The sequence below is a fragment of the Pseudomonas sp. SID14000 genome (assembly GCF_002165135.1).
GTDB lineage: Bacteria > Pseudomonadota > Gammaproteobacteria > Pseudomonadales > Pseudomonadaceae > Aquipseudomonas.
On record NZ_NFZQ01000008.1, the window covers coordinates 276,184 to 290,905 of the forward strand.

Sequence of the window (14,722 nt, forward strand, 5' to 3'; positions counted from 1 at the left end):
CCCACAGGTACGGCACAGGTTTCAAAGGCTGTGATATCCCTGTGGGAGCGGGTTTACCCGCGAAGGGGCCAGAGCAGTATTCAGCTGCCCTGCCGCACAACCATCACTTCAGTACAGCCAGCGCTGCATCGTAGTTCGGCTCATCAGCGATTTCGCCAACCAGCTCGCTGTGCAGCACCTTGTCGTTTTCGTCCAGCACTACCACGGCACGGGCGGCCAGGCCGGCCAGCGGGCCATCAGCGATGGCCACGCCGTAGTTTTCGAGGAACTCACGGCCACGCAGGGTCGACAGGTTCTTCACGTTGTCCAGGCCTTCGGCGCCGCAGAAACGTGCCTGGGCAAACGGCAGGTCGGCGGAGATGCACAGCACCACGGTGTTGGCCACATCGTTGGCCTGGGCGTTGAACTTGCGCACGGAGGTGGCGCAGGTCGGGGTGTCGACGCTCGGGAAGATGTTCAGCACCTTGCGCTTGCCTGCGTAGTCTTTCAGCGACTTGTCAGCAAGGCCTTCACCGACCAGGGAGAAAGCCGGAGCCTGGGCGCCGGTTTTCGGCAGCTCGCCTTTGACCTGAACCGGGTTGCCTTTGAGAGTCACTTGAGCCATGACGAAATCCTTATGCGGGGTTTGAAAAGGATAATGAGTTAAGCATGAAGGCGGCCGGGTGCCTATGGGGGCAGGCGAAATTGTTCTATTGCCAGACAATTCTTGTGGACAAAAAAATGCCCGGGTGGCGGACAAGCGACCCGGGCATTACATGTTGCAGGCGGCGTATCAGCCCAGCAGGCCGTATACCACCGAAGTCAGCGCAACCAGGCCGACCACCACCACGAACACGTTGGAGGCCGCACCGCTGTACTTGCGCATCGACGGCACGCGGCGAATGGCGTACATCGGCATCAGGAACAGCAGCACCGCGAGGATCGGGCCACCGAGCGACTCAATCATGCCGAGGATGCTTGGGTTGAGGGTGGCGACGATCCAGCACACCACCAGCATCAGCGCGGCAACCACGCGGTCAAGGGCCTTGGCGCCCGGGCGGGCGCCGGCCTTGGTGATGATGCCCTTCAGGCCTTCGCTGGCGCCGATGTAGTGGCCGAGGAACGACTTGGCGATGGCCACGAAGGCGATCAGCGGCGCAGCGAACGCGATGGTCGGGTTGCTGAAGTGGTTGGCCAGGTAAGACAGGATCGACAGGTTCTGCGCCTTGGCCTCGGCCAGCTGGGCGCTGCTCAGGGTGAGCACGCAGCTGAACACGAAGAACAGCACCATCACCACCATCAGCAGGTGGGCACGGCGCAGGATCTGGCCGCTACGCTCATCGGCATGTTCGCCGTAGCGGCGCTTCTGGTCGACGGCAAAGGCGGAGATGATCGGCGAGTGGTTGAACGAGAACACCATCACCGGAATCGCCAGCCACAGGGTGTGCAGGAAGGCCGAGGTCGACGGTACCTGGGTGGCGCTGTCGAGAATGCCACCAGTCCAGTGCGGCACCAGGTACAGGCCCAGCAACGCCAGGGCAACGATGAACGGGTAGACCAGCAGGCTCATGACCTTGACCGTGGCCTGCTCCCCGCAGCGCACGATGGCCAGCAGACCGAGGATCAGCACGAACGACAGGATGGCCCGTGGCGGCGGCTGCATGTGCAGTTGGTGCTCCATGAAGCTGGACACGGTGTTGGTCAGCGCCACGCTATAGATAAGCAGGATCGGGAAGATCGCGAAGAAGTACAGCACGGTGATCGAGGCGCCAGCAGTAATGCCGAAGTGCTCCTTGACCACTTCGGTGATGTCGCCACCGTCGCGCCCGGAAAGGACGAAACGGGTCAGCCCGCGGTGAGCGAAATAGGTCATCGGGAAAGCCAGTATGGCCAGGATCAACAACGGCCAGAAGCCGCCAAGGCCGGCGTTGATCGGCAGGAACAGGGTTCCGGCGCCGATCGCTGTGCCGAACAGGCCCAGCATCCAGGTGGTGTCGTGACGCGACCAGCTGCCGAGGGTGGCGGGGGTCGATTCTGCAAAGCGTTGTTCAACGCTTGGGGCCTGCTCATTCATTCCGGGTGAAGCTCCACTCGCAAGACTGCAACAGGCTGAGAATGGCGAAATAGACGTTTCGCCCAACTCAACCGAAAAAGGGAGCGCGATTGTGCACGGAAAGGTTGCACTTGCGAAGCCCTTTTCCGAGGAGCGGTTGCACTTGTCTTTACAAGCGGGTTATGCCGGTGGACTGCAGGAGGAATTTGACAGGTGTAGGAGCGGCCTTGTGTCGCGAAAGGGGTGCGCAGCGCCCCCAACGTTTGCAGCTTCGCCGCGAATATTGCCGGGGCCGCTTTGCGGCCCTTTCGCGACACAAGGCCGCTCCTACAGAGGCCGCACCCCACAGAAGCGGCCCCGTGCGGCGTTACTTCTGGACGGCGGCGAACGCTTCGGCAACCCGTTGCAGGTTGGCCGGGCGCAGGCCGGACATGCATACACGGCCGCTGTCGATCAGGTACACGCCGAACTCGTCACGCAGACGGCGCACCTGCTCGACGCTGAAGCCGGTGTAGCTGAACATGCCGCGCTGGCGCAGGAAGAACTGGAAGTCCTGGCCCGGCAGCAGCACGGCCAGGGCATCGACCAGCGCCTGGCGCATGTCGAGGATACGCTTGCGCATCACTTCGACTTCCTCGGCCCACTGGGCATTGAGGGCGGCATCGCTGAGCACGCCAGCGACCAGCTGGGCGCCGAAGTTGGGCGGGCTGGAGTAGTTGCGGCGCACGGTAGCCTTGAGCTGGCCGAGCACGCTCTGGGCAGTGGCATCATCGTCACAGACCACCGACAGGCCACCGACCCGCTCGCCGTACAGCGAGAAGATCTTCGAGAACGAGTTGCTGACCAGGCACGGCACGCCGGCGCGGGCCATTTCGCGGATGGCGTAGGCGTCTTCCACCAGGCCTTCGGCAAAGCCCTGGTAGGCGATGTCGAGGAACGGGATCAGTTGCCGTGCCTTGACCACTTCAACCACTTGCTGCCACTGGTGCTGTTCCAGGTCGGCACCGGTGGGGTTGTGGCAGCACGGGTGCAGCAGCACCACGCTGTTGGCCGGCAGGGTCTGCAGGGTGGCCAGCATGCCATCGAAGTCCACGCCACGGGTGGCCTGGTCGAAGTACGGGTAGGTATGCACCTTGAAACCGGCACCTTCGAAGATGGCGCGATGGTTGTCCCAGGTCGGATTGCTGACCCAGACTTCGGACTGCGGGAAGTAGCGCTTGAGGAAGTCGGCACCGACTTTCAGGGCGCCGGAGCCACCCACGGTCTGCACGGTGGCGACGCGACCGCCGGTCACAGCCGGATGATCCGCACCGAACAGCAGCGCCTGGATCGCCTGGCGGTAACTGGCCAGGCCTTCCATCGGCAGGTACAGCGAGGCTTCGTGGTCCTGGCCGGCGATGCGTTTTTCCACCGCATCCACAGCCGCCAGTTGCGGAACCACGCCGGCCTCATCGTAATAAAGGCCGATACTCAGGTTGACCTTGTCGGCACGCGGGTCGGCCTTGAAGGTTTCCATCAACGAGAGGATCGGGTCGCCGGCATAGGCATCGACATGTTTGAACACAGCGTGCAGCTCCTTGGATCAGGACAGTTCGAAAAGGCAGCCCTGAGCATACCCGGAGTGCGGGCTCAGGAACATCAACTATTGTGCAAGGTTGTCTATGCAACATTGCATGGCTAAAGATCTGTGCTGGATTCTTCGCGGGTAAACCTGCTCCCACAGGTCATGCACAGTTTTCGAAACCTGTGACAACCCTGTGGGAGCGGGCTCACCCGCGAATGGGCCGGGTCAGCCAAGCAGCTCTTTCAGGCCCTGCAACTCCTGCTCGGTCAACGCCACCCCCTCCTCATCGGCCACCTCGCGCTCGCGGTAACGCCGCTCGCCCGGCATGCGCGTCAGCCCCACCGCCTGCATCTGCTCGACCAGTTCGCGACTGCGCTGGGCAAACCGCTCGCCCTCGGCCTTGCTCGGGTCGATGACGATGATCAACTGCCCGGTCCATGGCGTCTTAGCCCCCGGGTGCCCCGACCAGTCGAACTCCCAGGAGAAATGTCCGCCAGTCAGCGCCGCCGCCAGCAGCTCGACCATCATCGACAAGGCCGAGCCCTTGTGCCCACCAAATGGCAGCAAGGCGCCGCCTTCCAGAATCGCCTTGGGGTCGGTGGTCGGCTCGCCATGGGCATCCACCCCCATGCCCTCCGGCAATTGTTGGCCCGCCCGCGCGGCAATCTGCACGTCGCCATGGGCCATGGCGCTGGTGGCCATGTCGAAGACGATCGGGTCATGTTCGGCGCAGGGCGCGGCAAAAGCGATGGGGTTGGTGCCGAACAGCGGCTTGCGGGCGCCGTGCGGCACAACGCAGGTCATGCTGTTGACCACGCTCAGGGCTACCAGGCCTTCGTCGGCGAAGGGCTCCACATCCGGCCACAGCGCGGCAAAGTGGTGCGAGTTGTGGATCGCCAGCACGGCGATGCCAGCGTTGCGTGCCTTCGCCACCAGAAGTTCACGGGCCGCCGCCAGCGACGGCTGGGCGAAGCCGCCTGCGGCATCGACGCGAACATAACCGGGCGCCACGTCGCTGACCTTCGGCGTGGCCTGGCCATCGACCCAGCCGCTGGCCAATGTCGAAACATAGCCGGGCATGCGGAACACCCCATGGCTATGGGCACCATCGCGCTGGGCGCTGGCGCAGTTGTGGGCCAGCACCCGGGCCACGCTTTCGCTGCAGCCATGGCGCTGGAAAATGCTCTGCAACAGGCCCTGCAGCTCGGTAAAAGGCACACGCACGACGGTGCTGGTGGAAGGTGCGGACATCTGAAGCTCCTTGTTGGAATTGGAATGGCTACAGCGTTGCAACGACAAAAACTTTCCTGCATGTGACAGCTATCTGTCAAATGTTGACTTGATGACAGAAAACAGCCATTTTCTTTCGCAAGCCTTACCCCTGGAGCCGCAGCATGAGCCAACCGATCAAGCAACGCCTGGAAAACAGCCTCGAAGGGGCCGCTGCTTCGGGCCGCAAGATCGCCAGCTACATGCTCGCCAACCTGCATGACCTGCCGTTCCAGACCTCGGCCAGCATTGCCGTCAAGCTGGGCGTCAGCGAATCCAGCGTCGGCCGTTTCTGCCGTTCATTGGGTTATGCCCACCTCAAGGCACTGAAGCAAGACCTGCAGAACGACCTGGGCGATGGCCCGTGGCTGGTGGGCGACCGCTTGCAAGATTACCGCCAGAACCAGGACGCCAGCGATAACGCCGGCAGCCTGAAGCTGGAAATCGCCGCACTGGTACGCGTGCACGAGTATCGCCAGAGCAGCACCTGGCACAGCGTAGCGCAACGCCTGGCGAGCAAGCGGCAGGTGTTCATTGCCGGCTTCCAGACCGAGCGCGGCATCGCCATGTGCATGAGCCACCTGCTGCAGTACCTGCGCGATGGCGTGCAACTGGTCGATATCAGTGCCGGGCACTTTGGCGAAGTACTGCTCGGCCGTGCCGAAGACAGCGCACTGGTGGTGTTCGAAGCACGCCGCTATTCCCGCCATGCCCTGCTGTTGTGCCAGAAGGCGCGCGAGGCTGGCATTGCGGTCACCCTGGTGACCGACCCCTTCTGCGACTGGGCCGATGCCAACGCCGACGAGGTGTTCCGCATCCCCACAGAGTTCAACCTGTTCTGGGAGTCCACCTCGACCATGCTGTCGTGGGTGCACCTGATGGTCAACGAGGTCTGCAAGAAGCTCGGACCGGATGTTGAAAAACGCTTGGAAGCAACTGCCGCTCTACATAACGAATTCGTTGGCTACACCTCGTGGTCGACGGGAAAACAACAATAGCAAGAGTGCAATGAGGTGCGAGATGAACAAGACCATGGCCTTGGTGGGTGCGTGCGCCCTGCTGCTGTCGGGTGCCGCCAGTGCCGAAACCCTGCGGTTCGCCACGGAGGGCGCCTACCCGCCCTTCAACTACGTCGACGCCAATAACCAGTTGCACGGCTTCGACGTCGACATCACCCATGCCCTGTGCGAGCAGATGAAAGTCGAGTGCACGCTGGTCGCCCAGGACTGGGAAGGCATCATCCCGGCGCTGATGGCACGCAAGTACGATGCAGTGGTCGCGTCGATGATCAACACCGAAGAACGGCGCAAGAAAATCGCCTTCACCGACCACTACTACCGCACCCCGCTGACCGTTGCAGTGGCCAAGGACAGCAAGATCAACGACGCCCAGACGAACTTCGACGGCTACACCGTTGGCGCCCAGTCGTCGTCCACCCAGGCCATCTACGCCGAAGACGTTTACGCCAAGGCCGGTGCCGACGTGAAGCTGTACCCGACCATGGACGAAGCCAACGCCGACCTGGCCGCGGGCCGCCTGGACGGTGTGATTGCCGACAAATTCCCCCTGAACGAGTGGATGACCAAGAACGGCGGGGACTGCTGCAAGATCCTCGGCGACGTGGCCAACACCAAAGCCGATGCCGCCATTGCCGTGCGCAAGGACGACGAGGCCCTGCGCCAGCGCCTGAACGTTGCATTGCAGCAGATCGTGGCCAACGGCACCTACCAGAAGATCGCCAGCAAGTATTTTGCTTTCGATATCTACAACTGATCTTCAGGAAACTGCGCAATTTCTGTAGGAGCGGCCTTGTGTCGCGACAGGGCCGCAAGGCGGCCCCGGCAATCCCTGCTGCGGCATAGATCCTGGGGCTGCTCCGCAGCCCTTTCGCGACACAAGGCCGCTCCTACAAAGAGTCCGCGTTGCCCATCCTAGGGGTTTGTCATGCTCGATCAATTGTCCTTGCTGTCCTTCGCCAGCGGAGGCTGGGGCCAGGCGCTGCTGGCCGGCGCGCTGGTCACCGTTTCCCTGGCCCTGGCCTGCCTGCCCATCGGCCTGCCACTGGGCCTGGTGGTCGCCCTTGCGGCACGCTCGCGCAAGCGCTTGCCGCGGGCCTGGGCCACTACCTTCTCCACCGTGTTCCGAGGCCTGCCCGAACTGCTGACACTGCTGATCATCTATTACGGCTGCCAGATCGCCGCGCAGAAGATCCTTGCGGCCATGGGCTACCAGGGTGAGTTCCTGATCAACACCTTCCTCGCCGCGATGATCGCCTTCAGCCTGGTGTTCGCCGCGTTCTCCAGCGAGATCTGGCTGGCAGCCTTCAAGACCCTGCCCAAGGGCCAGCTCGAAGCCTGCTCGGCGCTGGGGCTGAGCAAGCGCACCAGCTTCTTCAAGGTACTGCTGCCGCAACTGACCCGCATCGCCCTGCCCGGCCTGTCCAACAACTGGCTGTCGCTGCTCAAGGACACTTCGCTGGTATCCACCATCTCGCTGGTCGACCTGATGCGCCAGACCAACCTGGCCGTCAGCGTGACCAAGGAGCCAATGTTCTTCTATGGCGTCGCCTGCCTGGGCTACCTGCTGTTCGCCGCCATTTCCGGACGTGTGTTCGCCTTCATCGAACGGCGTAGCAACCGCCACCTGCAAGGAGCACGCGCATGAGCTTCGAACAACTGCTGGCGCTGGTCCTCGACCCCGACCTGCTGGACCGCTACGGCCCGCGCTTCCTTGATGGCTTGCTGGTAACCGCCAAGCTGGTGGCGATTTCCTTCAGCCTGGGTGCCGTGCTCGGCCTGTTGCTGGCCTTGGCGCGCATGTCGCGCAGCTTGCTGCTGCAGCGCATGGCCGCAGGCTACGTGTACTTCTTCCGCGGCTCGCCGCTGCTGGCCCAGCTGTTCCTGCTGTATTACGGCCTGGGCTCGCTCAAAGGCTTCTGGCAGGACGTCGGCCTGTGGTGGTTCTTCCGCGAGGCGTGGTTCTGCACCCTGCTGGCGTTCACCCTGAACACCGCTGCCTACCAGGCGGAGATCTTCCGCGGCAGCCTGATGGCCGTCGCCCCCGGCCAGCATGAGGCCGCGCGGGCGCTGAACCTGAAGCGCTCGACCACTTTCTTCAAGGTGATCCTGCCGCAGTCGCTGCTGGTGGCCATCGGCCCGCTGGGCAACGAACTGATCCTGATGATCAAGGCCAGCGCGATCGCCTCGCTGGTGACCATCTACGACCTGATGGGCGTGACCAAACTGGCCTTCTCGCGCAGTTTCGACTTCCAGATCTACTTGTGGGCAGCCGTGCTCTACCTGCTGATCGTCGAACTGGTGCGGCGCCTGCTGAAACACCTGGAAGCCCGCCTGGGCCGCCACCTGAACTGACCGAAGGATACGTTCCATGCATTGCCAGACCCTTGTCCTCGGCGCCGGCATCGTCGGCGTCAGCACCGCGCTGCACCTGCAGGCCCGCGGGCGCCAGGTGATCCTGATCGACCGCGACGAACCGGGCAGCGGCACCAGCCACGGCAACGCCGGGTTGATCGAGCGTTCCAGCGTGATCCCCTATGCCTTCCCCCGGCAACTGGGCGCACTGCTGCGCTACGGCCTGAACCGCCAGCCCGATGTGCGCTACAGCCTGCTGCACCTGCCCAAGGCCGCACCCTGGCTGTGGCGCTACTGGCGCCAGTCAGCCCCCGGGCGCCTGGCCGGGGCTGCCGCCGACATGCTGCCGCTGGTGCAACGCTGCGTCGAAGAGCACGACGCACTGATTGCTGCCGCCGGCCTGGAAGGGCTGGTGCAGGCCAAAGGCTGGATCGAAGTGTTCCGTGACCCGGCGCTGTTCGAGCAGGCCAAGGCCGACGCCAGGGGCCTGAGCCGATATGGCCTGCAGTTCGAAATCCTCGAATGCGGGCAACTGCAGGCCCGCGAACATCAACTGGACGCCAGCGTGGTCGGCGGCATCCACTGGCTCGACCCCAAGACCGTGAACAACCCCGGTGCCCTCACCCGTGGCTACGCCACCCTGTTCATGCAACGCGGCGGGCAGTTCCTGCATGGCGATGCGCGCAGCCTGCGCGAGGTCGACGGCCAATGGCGGGTGGACAGCCGGCGCGGCCCGATCACCGCCAACGAGGTGGTGGCCTGCCTCGGCCCGCAATCGGCCGACCTGTTCAGCGGCCTGGGCTACCAGATCCCGCTGGCGATCAAGCGTGGCTACCACATGCACTACAGCACCCGCGACGGCGCGCAACTGGAGCACTCCATCTGCGATACCCAGGGCGGCTACGTGCTGGCGCCAATGGCCCGCGGCGTGCGCCTGACCACTGGCATCGAGTTCGACGCCAGCAGTGCGCCGGGCAACCAGATCCAGCTGGGCCGCTGCGAAGCCCTGGCGCGCAAGCTGTTCCCGGCCCTGGGCGAGCGCCTGGACGACACCCCCTGGCTGGGCCGCCGCCCATGCCTGCCCGACATGCGTCCGGTGATCGGCCCGGCGCCGCGTCACCCAGGGCTGTGGTTCAACTTCGGCCACGCCCACCACGGCCTCACCCTGGGACCGGTCAGCGGCCGGCTGGTGGCCGAGCTGGTCACCGGCGAACACCCCTTTACCGACCCCGCGCCCTACAGCGCGACCCGTTTCGACTGAACCCCTGCGGGAGAACAACAAGATGACCGCACCACTGAGCCTTGCCACCCTTGCCCCAGAACCCGACCCGCGCCCGGTGCTGATCCGCATCGAAGGCCTGAACAAGCACTACGGCGCGTTCCACGTGCTGCGCGACATCGACCTGCAGGTGCGCGAAGGCGAACGCATCGTGCTGTGCGGGCCGTCCGGCTCGGGCAAATCGACCCTTATTCGCTGCATCAACCGCCTGGAAGTGGCCCAGCAGGGCAGCATCAAGGTGGATGGCATCGACCTGGCCGCCACCACCCGCGAAGCGGCGCAGGTGCGCAGCGACATCGGCATGGTGTTCCAGCACTTCAACCTGTTCCCGCACATGAGCGTGCTCGACAACTGCCTGCTGGCCCCCACCAGCGTGCGCGGGTTGTCGCGCAAGGACGCCGAAGAGCGGGCGCGCATGTACCTGAGCAAGGTCGGTATCGAAAGCCAGGCGCACAAGTACCCCAGCCAGCTCTCCGGCGGCCAGCAGCAGCGCGTGGCGATTGCCCGGGCGCTGTGCATGAAGCCGCGGATCATGCTGTTCGACGAGCCCACCTCGGCGCTGGACCCGGAGATGGTCGCCGAAGTGCTGGATGTGCTGGTGCAACTGGCCGGCACCGGCATGACCATGCTCTGCGTCACCCACGAAATGGGCTTTGCCCGCCAGGTCGCCGAGCGGGTGTTGTTCCTCGAGGGCGGGCAGATCATCGAAGACAGCCCGCCGCAGGTGTTCTTCAACCAGCCGCGTACAGAGCGGGCAAAGGCGTTCCTGGCGCAGATACTGCACTGATTGAAAATGATGAAAGCTGGCGCGATATCTGTGTAGGAGCGGCCTTGTGTCGCGAAAGGGCTGCGCAGCAGCCCCAGGGTTTCAGCGCAGGTGCACAAATTGCCGGGGCTGCTTTGCAGCCCTTTCGCGACACAAGGCCGCTCCTACAGGTTCCGCGTCAGCCGAAGGAGTGAGCGACTCTGCCGGCCCTTCATTGCACCGCTGCAAAGACCCAACTGCATCGTTAAATATTATTGACCTTAACCCCCGCCAAACCCACGCCACCACAGGCCCGCATCGGTTTCAGCCCCCAAAAACCGGCGCGTTCCCGGCCATCAAGCCCTGCTCCGTCGTTTGACATATCGAACGGCTCTGGCAAGCTATCTACAAGCCCCGACCGGAATCGTCGCCTCCGACGAGCCGGCAGTGCTCGGGGCTACAGGTTGCACCCAGGGCCTCGCGCCGTGCGCCTGCATAACAACGACAGGTCGAACCTGTCCCAAGGTGACATATGTCCAACAGCAACATTGGCAACAAGCAACCCTCCCTGCGCAAACCCGTCGTCCTGATGACCATGGGCAGTCAAGAGCGCAAAGGCCATGACTACCAGGTCATGACCCACAAATACATTACCCCGCTGGTCGAGTTTTCCGATTGCGTCCCGGTGCTGGTGCCTACCTGCTGCGGCATCGAAGACCTCGAGATCTATCTGGACATGGCCGACGGCGTGTACCTGACCGGCGCCGGCAGCAACATCGACCCGGCCCTGTACGGCCAGGAGAACGAGACCCCCGGCAAAGGCCAGGACAAGAACCGCGACCTGTTCGACATCCCGTTGGTGAAGGCCGCGATCAAGCGTGGCCTGCCAATCTTCGGCATCTGCCGTGGCATGCAGGAAATCAACGTGGCCCTGGGTGGCGATATCTACCAGAAGGTGTACGCAGAGCCTGGCTTCAACGACCACCGGGAAAACCCGGAAGACCCGGTCGAGGTGCAATACGCCCAGGTGCACGGCGTGAAGATCAAGCCGGGCAGCTGGCTTCAGGACACCCTGGGTACCGACGAGATTCGCGTCAACTCGCTGCATGGCCAGGGCCTGCACAAACTCGGTGCCGGCATCGAGGCCATCGCTCACGCCGAAGACGGCCTGGTCGAGGCGATCCATGCCCCGAGCATTTCGCCGTTCCTGTTCGCCGTGCAGTGGCACCCGGAGTGGCAAGCGGCGAAGAACCCGGATTCGATCAAGATCTTCCAGGCCTTCGGCGATGCTTGCCGGGCCCAGGTACGCAAGGCGCAGATCAAGCGCCAGCACGCTGCCTGACCTTCAGTTTCCTCTGCTTTGATCGCGGGGCGGTGCAAGACCGCCTCCGTTTTCCCGGTCACCCTCTGCTGGTCCCAGAACACTTCCCGTGGAAACGGGCGGCGGGCTTTCGCCTGTCTCCGCGATCGTTTTTTCGTCCCCGCCCAAGACATACGATGACTGATTGAAGGTAATCGTCTCCTGCATCCTTTGTTGTCGCCGATACCGGCCTCTTCATGCGCCTGGCGCAATAGCGCTGGAGATGCTGGACCGACACTTGTGCAAGCCTGTACTGTGCGGCCTCACGCTTATCCATGGAAGGAAACTGCAGCATGAAAACCCTCGACCGCCTGTTACTTGCCAGCGGCCTGCTGATTCCCCTCTGGCTGTTGGCAGGCGTATGGCTCACAGCCCAGGCCTACCCCGGCTACGACCACCTGCAACAGGCCATGAGCCAGCTCGGCGCCGTCGGTTCACCGACCCACAGTTGGTCACCGCTGGTCAACAACTACCCCCTCGCTGCGTTGTTCGCGCTGTTTGCGTGGGGCCTGGCGCGGTGCTGGCGGGGCTCGAAACTGGCGTTGCTGAGTGCGGCAATGGTGCTTTTGCATGGCATCGGCAGCATGGGCACCGGCTGGTTCCCCTGCGACCAAGGTTGCGCCCCGGCTCAGCCTTCCACATCACAGCAACTGCACAACCTGTCCGGCCTGCTGATGTTTCTCTCACTGACCCTGGCCAGCGCCCTGTGGGCCTGGCTAGGCAACCGTATTGCCGGCTCGCAGGCCTTCGCGCTGCTCTCCCTGACCTGCGTGATACTGGCGATCGTCACCGTCGCGCTCATGGGGCAGGCGGCACAAAGCGGCCAGCTGTTCGGCCTGTACCAGCGCCTGAACTACGGCGTGTCGGTGATCTGGATCGCCAGCCTGGCCTGGGTCAGCCTGCGCACGCCAGCCGCCAGCCCACTGCGCATGACCGCGACCTGACGGCAAATTGCTGGCCCCCAGTGCCTGCAAGCGAAGGCAAACTTCGTTTTCCTTCAGATGCTTAGGACAGCAACATGCGAGTACTTCTAGCAACGATGGCCGGCTGCCTGCTGGCCACGCTCGCTTTCGGCGCCCAGGCACGGGCGCTGAGCCAGAACGATCGCCATACCTGCGACTGGGGTGCGCAGATAGCCGCCGAGGCCCAGCAGGCCAAGCTTTCCGGGGTAACCTTGTATGCCACGCGCAAGAAGCTGCAGGCGCGCAAATTTCCCAAACCGTGGATGCGCATGACTGCTTTCGGCATTACCGAGCAGACCTACAACAGCCGCTCGCGGCTCAAGCCTGCGGCGATCAGGCAGACCTATTATGAGCAGTGCGTACAGCATGCTGTAGCAAGACGATAAAGCCCTGTAGGCGCGGTCAAAGCCGCCAGGGTGCACCGGCCTCGAAGCGGGCTTCCAGCCACGCTTTGAAGGCCCCCAGTCAACCAGCGCCGCCCCATGGCTGCAGGCAACGCCAGGCGCAAAGGCTGGAAAAGTTGAACAATCTGGCTTGATGCAGATTATACCTGCCCCTCTGCAGCAAACGTTTCAATGCCTCTACGCCCGGTCAGCAACGACATATCGGCGCTTGTATTTGTTAAGCTGATTGAGACACTTGAATATTGATAAAGCCATTCGCCCCATGGATGAACTGCGCAAGATCGACCTCAATCTGCTGCTGGCCCTGCACGCCTTGCTCAGTGAAAAACACGTGACCCGCGCCGCCATGCGACTGCATCGCAGCCAACCGGCCGTAAGCCACGCCCTGGCGCAGTTGCGCAAGCACTTCGACGACCCCTTGCTGGTTCGCCAGAACGGCCGTATGGCGCTCACCACACTCGCCCAGTCGCTGGCCATCCCGCTGCAGGACGCCCTGGGCAACCTCAATGGGCTGCTGGTCACCCCCCAGTTCGAGCCGGCCAATGCCCAGCGCCGTTTCAGGCTGTCGCTGTCCGATTACTCCTCGCGCATCATCCTGCCCCCCCTGATGCGCCATCTGCGCCAGGTCGCGCCCGGGGTAGATCTGGCCATCAGCCAGGCCAGCCGCGAAACCATGCTGGCCCAGCTGCTCGACGGTGAACTGGACCTGGCCCTGGGCATCTTCCCGGACCGGCCCCTGGACATCACCACCCAACCGCTGTTTGCCGACAGCTTCATCAGCGTCGCGGACCGCAAAGTGCTGCCGGCCAGCGGCGGCCTGGCGCTGGACGACTGGCTGGCGCGCCCGCATGTACTCATGGCCATGCGCCCGGATGCCTTCGATGAGATCGAACGTGCGCTGGCGGCCCAGGGCCTGCGCCGCCGAATTGCCCTGGCCTTGCCGCACTGGAGCGCGGCAGTGGAGGTACTGGCCGGTACCGACCTGATCCTTACCGTGGCCAGCCGCGCCGTAGGCTCACTGCACCAGCATAAGGCCTTACGCCAGTTCAAGCCGCCATTGGTAATCCCCTCGTTCGACTACCAGCAGGCCTGGCACAGCCGTAAGGACAACGACCCCGGGCATCGCTGGCTACGCGAAACCGTATGGGCCTGCAGCCAACCCGGATGCTGATCAACCTTCTGGCTGCTTCACAACCGCTGCGGCACTGGCCGATGACGCCGTCGCCCAAGGGCCTTGTACCAGCAGCACGCCGCACAGGATCAGCACCACACCCGCCAGCCTGGCCAGGTTGAGCGGTTTGCTAGCCAACCCCATTACCCCAAAATGGTCGGCCAACACTGCCGTGCTGATCTGCCCCGCCACGACCAGCACCAGGAAACCCGCAGCCCCCAGCCTTGGAATAAGCGCAGCAGCTCCGGCCACATAAAGAGCCCCCAGTATTCCCCCAACCCATAGCCACCAAGGCCCCTGCAGTGCCTTGCCCATATCTGGCGCAGGCACCCTGAGAACCAGCAGCGCAGCAATCACCACCAGCGAACTTACCGCCAACGAAGTGAACGCTCCCCACAACCAGTGCCCCAATGCCCGGCCGACGGCAGCGTTGGCGGTGGCCTGAAATGGCAGTACGGCACCGGCAAACAACGCCATGGCCAGCGGAAGTACCAACAGAAGCATGGGTTTACTGAACATGGCAGCGCCCTTGTAACGTCTCGATAACCGTCATCATCGTGCAATG

At 63.5% G+C, this 14,722-nt stretch carries 15 protein-coding genes; 10 read left to right on the top strand and 5 right to left on the bottom strand.

Annotated features, from left to right (window positions below; all coding sequences use genetic code 11):
• Positions 1-103: 103 nt before the first annotated feature.
• The 4 genes from tpx to CAY82_RS14480 all read right to left on the bottom strand — a co-directional run bounded on the left by tpx (position 104) and on the right by CAY82_RS14480 (position 4,847).
• Complete coding sequence (gene tpx, locus CAY82_RS14465; RefSeq protein WP_046615428.1) at positions 104-604, bottom strand: thiol peroxidase; 501 nt, start codon at positions 602-604, stop codon at positions 104-106.
• A gap of 168 nt (positions 605-772) precedes the next feature.
• The gene (locus tag CAY82_RS14470; protein ID WP_087501821.1) at positions 773-2,053 is read right to left on the bottom strand and encodes a serine/threonine transporter; all 1,281 of its coding nucleotides are present in this window, start codon (positions 2,051-2,053) and stop codon (positions 773-775) included.
• A 346-nt stretch (positions 2,054-2,399) separates the two neighbouring features.
• Complete coding sequence (locus tag CAY82_RS14475) at positions 2,400-3,596, bottom strand: amino acid aminotransferase (protein ID WP_063915003.1); 1,197 nt, start codon at positions 3,594-3,596, stop codon at positions 2,400-2,402.
• A gap of 225 nt (positions 3,597-3,821) precedes the next feature.
• Positions 3,822-4,847 carry an Ldh family oxidoreductase gene (locus tag CAY82_RS14480; RefSeq protein ID WP_087501822.1) on the bottom strand — a complete coding sequence of 342 codons (1,026 nt, stop codon included), beginning with the start codon at positions 4,845-4,847 and terminating at the stop codon, positions 3,822-3,824.
• A 143-nt stretch (positions 4,848-4,990) separates the two neighbouring features.
• On the opposite strand from CAY82_RS14480, the gene CAY82_RS14485 reads away from it, so the two are divergent.
• The 10 genes from CAY82_RS14485 to CAY82_RS14530 all read left to right on the top strand — a co-directional run bounded on the left by CAY82_RS14485 (position 4,991) and on the right by CAY82_RS14530 (position 14,157).
• A complete protein-coding gene (locus CAY82_RS14485; RefSeq protein WP_087501823.1) occupies positions 4,991-5,863 on the top strand; it encodes a MurR/RpiR family transcriptional regulator in 873 nt (290 codons plus the stop codon).
• Positions 5,864-5,885: 22 nt separating this feature from the next.
• Positions 5,886-6,638, top strand: coding sequence for a transporter substrate-binding domain-containing protein (locus tag CAY82_RS14490; protein ID WP_087501824.1), 753 nt, complete (start codon positions 5,886-5,888; stop codon positions 6,636-6,638).
• A 171-nt stretch (positions 6,639-6,809) separates the two neighbouring features.
• Entirely contained in the window at positions 6,810-7,529 is a 720-nt protein-coding gene (locus CAY82_RS14495) for an ABC transporter permease (protein WP_087501825.1), read from the top strand.
• Positions 7,526-8,236 carry an ABC transporter permease gene (locus tag CAY82_RS14500; RefSeq protein WP_025338833.1) on the top strand — a complete coding sequence of 237 codons (711 nt, stop codon included), beginning with the start codon at positions 7,526-7,528 and terminating at the stop codon, positions 8,234-8,236. The genes CAY82_RS14495 and CAY82_RS14500 overlap by 4 nt, the downstream gene beginning before the upstream one ends.
• Positions 8,237-8,252: 16 nt before the next feature.
• Positions 8,253-9,497, top strand: a complete 1,245-nt coding sequence (locus CAY82_RS14505; protein WP_087501826.1) for an FAD-binding oxidoreductase — start codon at positions 8,253-8,255, stop codon at positions 9,495-9,497.
• 22 nt (positions 9,498-9,519) lie between these two features.
• Positions 9,520-10,302 (top strand): amino acid ABC transporter ATP-binding protein, encoded by a 783-nt coding sequence (locus tag CAY82_RS14510; RefSeq protein WP_087501827.1) that lies wholly within the window; start codon positions 9,520-9,522, stop codon positions 10,300-10,302.
• 490 nt (positions 10,303-10,792) lie between these two features.
• Positions 10,793-11,602 carry a gamma-glutamyl-gamma-aminobutyrate hydrolase family protein gene (locus CAY82_RS14515; protein WP_087501828.1) on the top strand — a complete coding sequence of 270 codons (810 nt, stop codon included), beginning with the start codon at positions 10,793-10,795 and terminating at the stop codon, positions 11,600-11,602.
• A gap of 311 nt (positions 11,603-11,913) precedes the next feature.
• Complete coding sequence (locus tag CAY82_RS14520; protein WP_087501829.1) at positions 11,914-12,564, top strand: DUF998 domain-containing protein; 651 nt, start codon at positions 11,914-11,916, stop codon at positions 12,562-12,564.
• A gap of 74 nt (positions 12,565-12,638) precedes the next feature.
• Entirely contained in the window at positions 12,639-12,968 is a 330-nt protein-coding gene (locus CAY82_RS14525) for a hypothetical protein (RefSeq protein ID WP_087501830.1), read from the top strand.
• 280 nt (positions 12,969-13,248) lie between these two features.
• The gene (locus CAY82_RS14530) at positions 13,249-14,157 is read left to right on the top strand and encodes a LysR family transcriptional regulator (protein WP_087501831.1); all 909 of its coding nucleotides are present in this window, start codon (positions 13,249-13,251) and stop codon (positions 14,155-14,157) included.
• Here CAY82_RS14530 and CAY82_RS14535 read toward each other — a convergent pair whose 3' ends face one another.
• The gene (locus tag CAY82_RS14535; protein WP_087501832.1) at positions 14,158-14,676 is read right to left on the bottom strand and encodes a DMT family transporter; all 519 of its coding nucleotides are present in this window, start codon (positions 14,674-14,676) and stop codon (positions 14,158-14,160) included.
• Positions 14,677-14,722 lie beyond the last annotated feature (46 nt).

What these genes read in the sequence shown, in the direction of transcription:
- CAY82_RS14495 (WP_087501825.1), top strand. Translation starts at nt 6,810, where the DNA reads ATGCTCGATCAATTGTCCTTGCTGTCCTTCGCCAGCGGAGGCTGGGGC.
- CAY82_RS14485 (WP_087501823.1), top strand. Translation starts at nt 4,991, where the DNA reads ATGAGCCAACCGATCAAGCAACGCCTGGAAAACAGCCTCGAAGGGGCC.
- CAY82_RS14480 (WP_087501822.1), bottom strand. Translation starts at nt 4,847, where the DNA reads ATGTCCGCACCTTCCACCAGCACCGTCGTGCGTGTGCCTTTTACCGAG.
- tpx (WP_046615428.1), bottom strand. Translation starts at nt 604, where the DNA reads ATGGCTCAAGTGACTCTCAAAGGCAACCCGGTTCAGGTCAAAGGCGAG.
- CAY82_RS14500 (WP_025338833.1), top strand. Translation starts at nt 7,526, where the DNA reads ATGAGCTTCGAACAACTGCTGGCGCTGGTCCTCGACCCCGACCTGCTG.
- CAY82_RS14510 (WP_087501827.1), top strand. Translation starts at nt 9,520, where the DNA reads ATGACCGCACCACTGAGCCTTGCCACCCTTGCCCCAGAACCCGACCCG.
- CAY82_RS14525 (WP_087501830.1), top strand. Translation starts at nt 12,639, where the DNA reads ATGCGAGTACTTCTAGCAACGATGGCCGGCTGCCTGCTGGCCACGCTC.
- CAY82_RS14535 (WP_087501832.1), bottom strand. Translation starts at nt 14,676, where the DNA reads ATGTTCAGTAAACCCATGCTTCTGTTGGTACTTCCGCTGGCCATGGCG.
- CAY82_RS14520 (WP_087501829.1), top strand. Translation starts at nt 11,914, where the DNA reads ATGAAAACCCTCGACCGCCTGTTACTTGCCAGCGGCCTGCTGATTCCC.
- CAY82_RS14515 (WP_087501828.1), top strand. Translation starts at nt 10,793, where the DNA reads ATGTCCAACAGCAACATTGGCAACAAGCAACCCTCCCTGCGCAAACCC.
- CAY82_RS14470 (WP_087501821.1), bottom strand. Translation starts at nt 2,053, where the DNA reads ATGAATGAGCAGGCCCCAAGCGTTGAACAACGCTTTGCAGAATCGACC.
- CAY82_RS14490 (WP_087501824.1), top strand. Translation starts at nt 5,886, where the DNA reads ATGAACAAGACCATGGCCTTGGTGGGTGCGTGCGCCCTGCTGCTGTCG.
- CAY82_RS14530 (WP_087501831.1), top strand. Translation starts at nt 13,249, where the DNA reads ATGGATGAACTGCGCAAGATCGACCTCAATCTGCTGCTGGCCCTGCAC.
- CAY82_RS14505 (WP_087501826.1), top strand. Translation starts at nt 8,253, where the DNA reads ATGCATTGCCAGACCCTTGTCCTCGGCGCCGGCATCGTCGGCGTCAGC.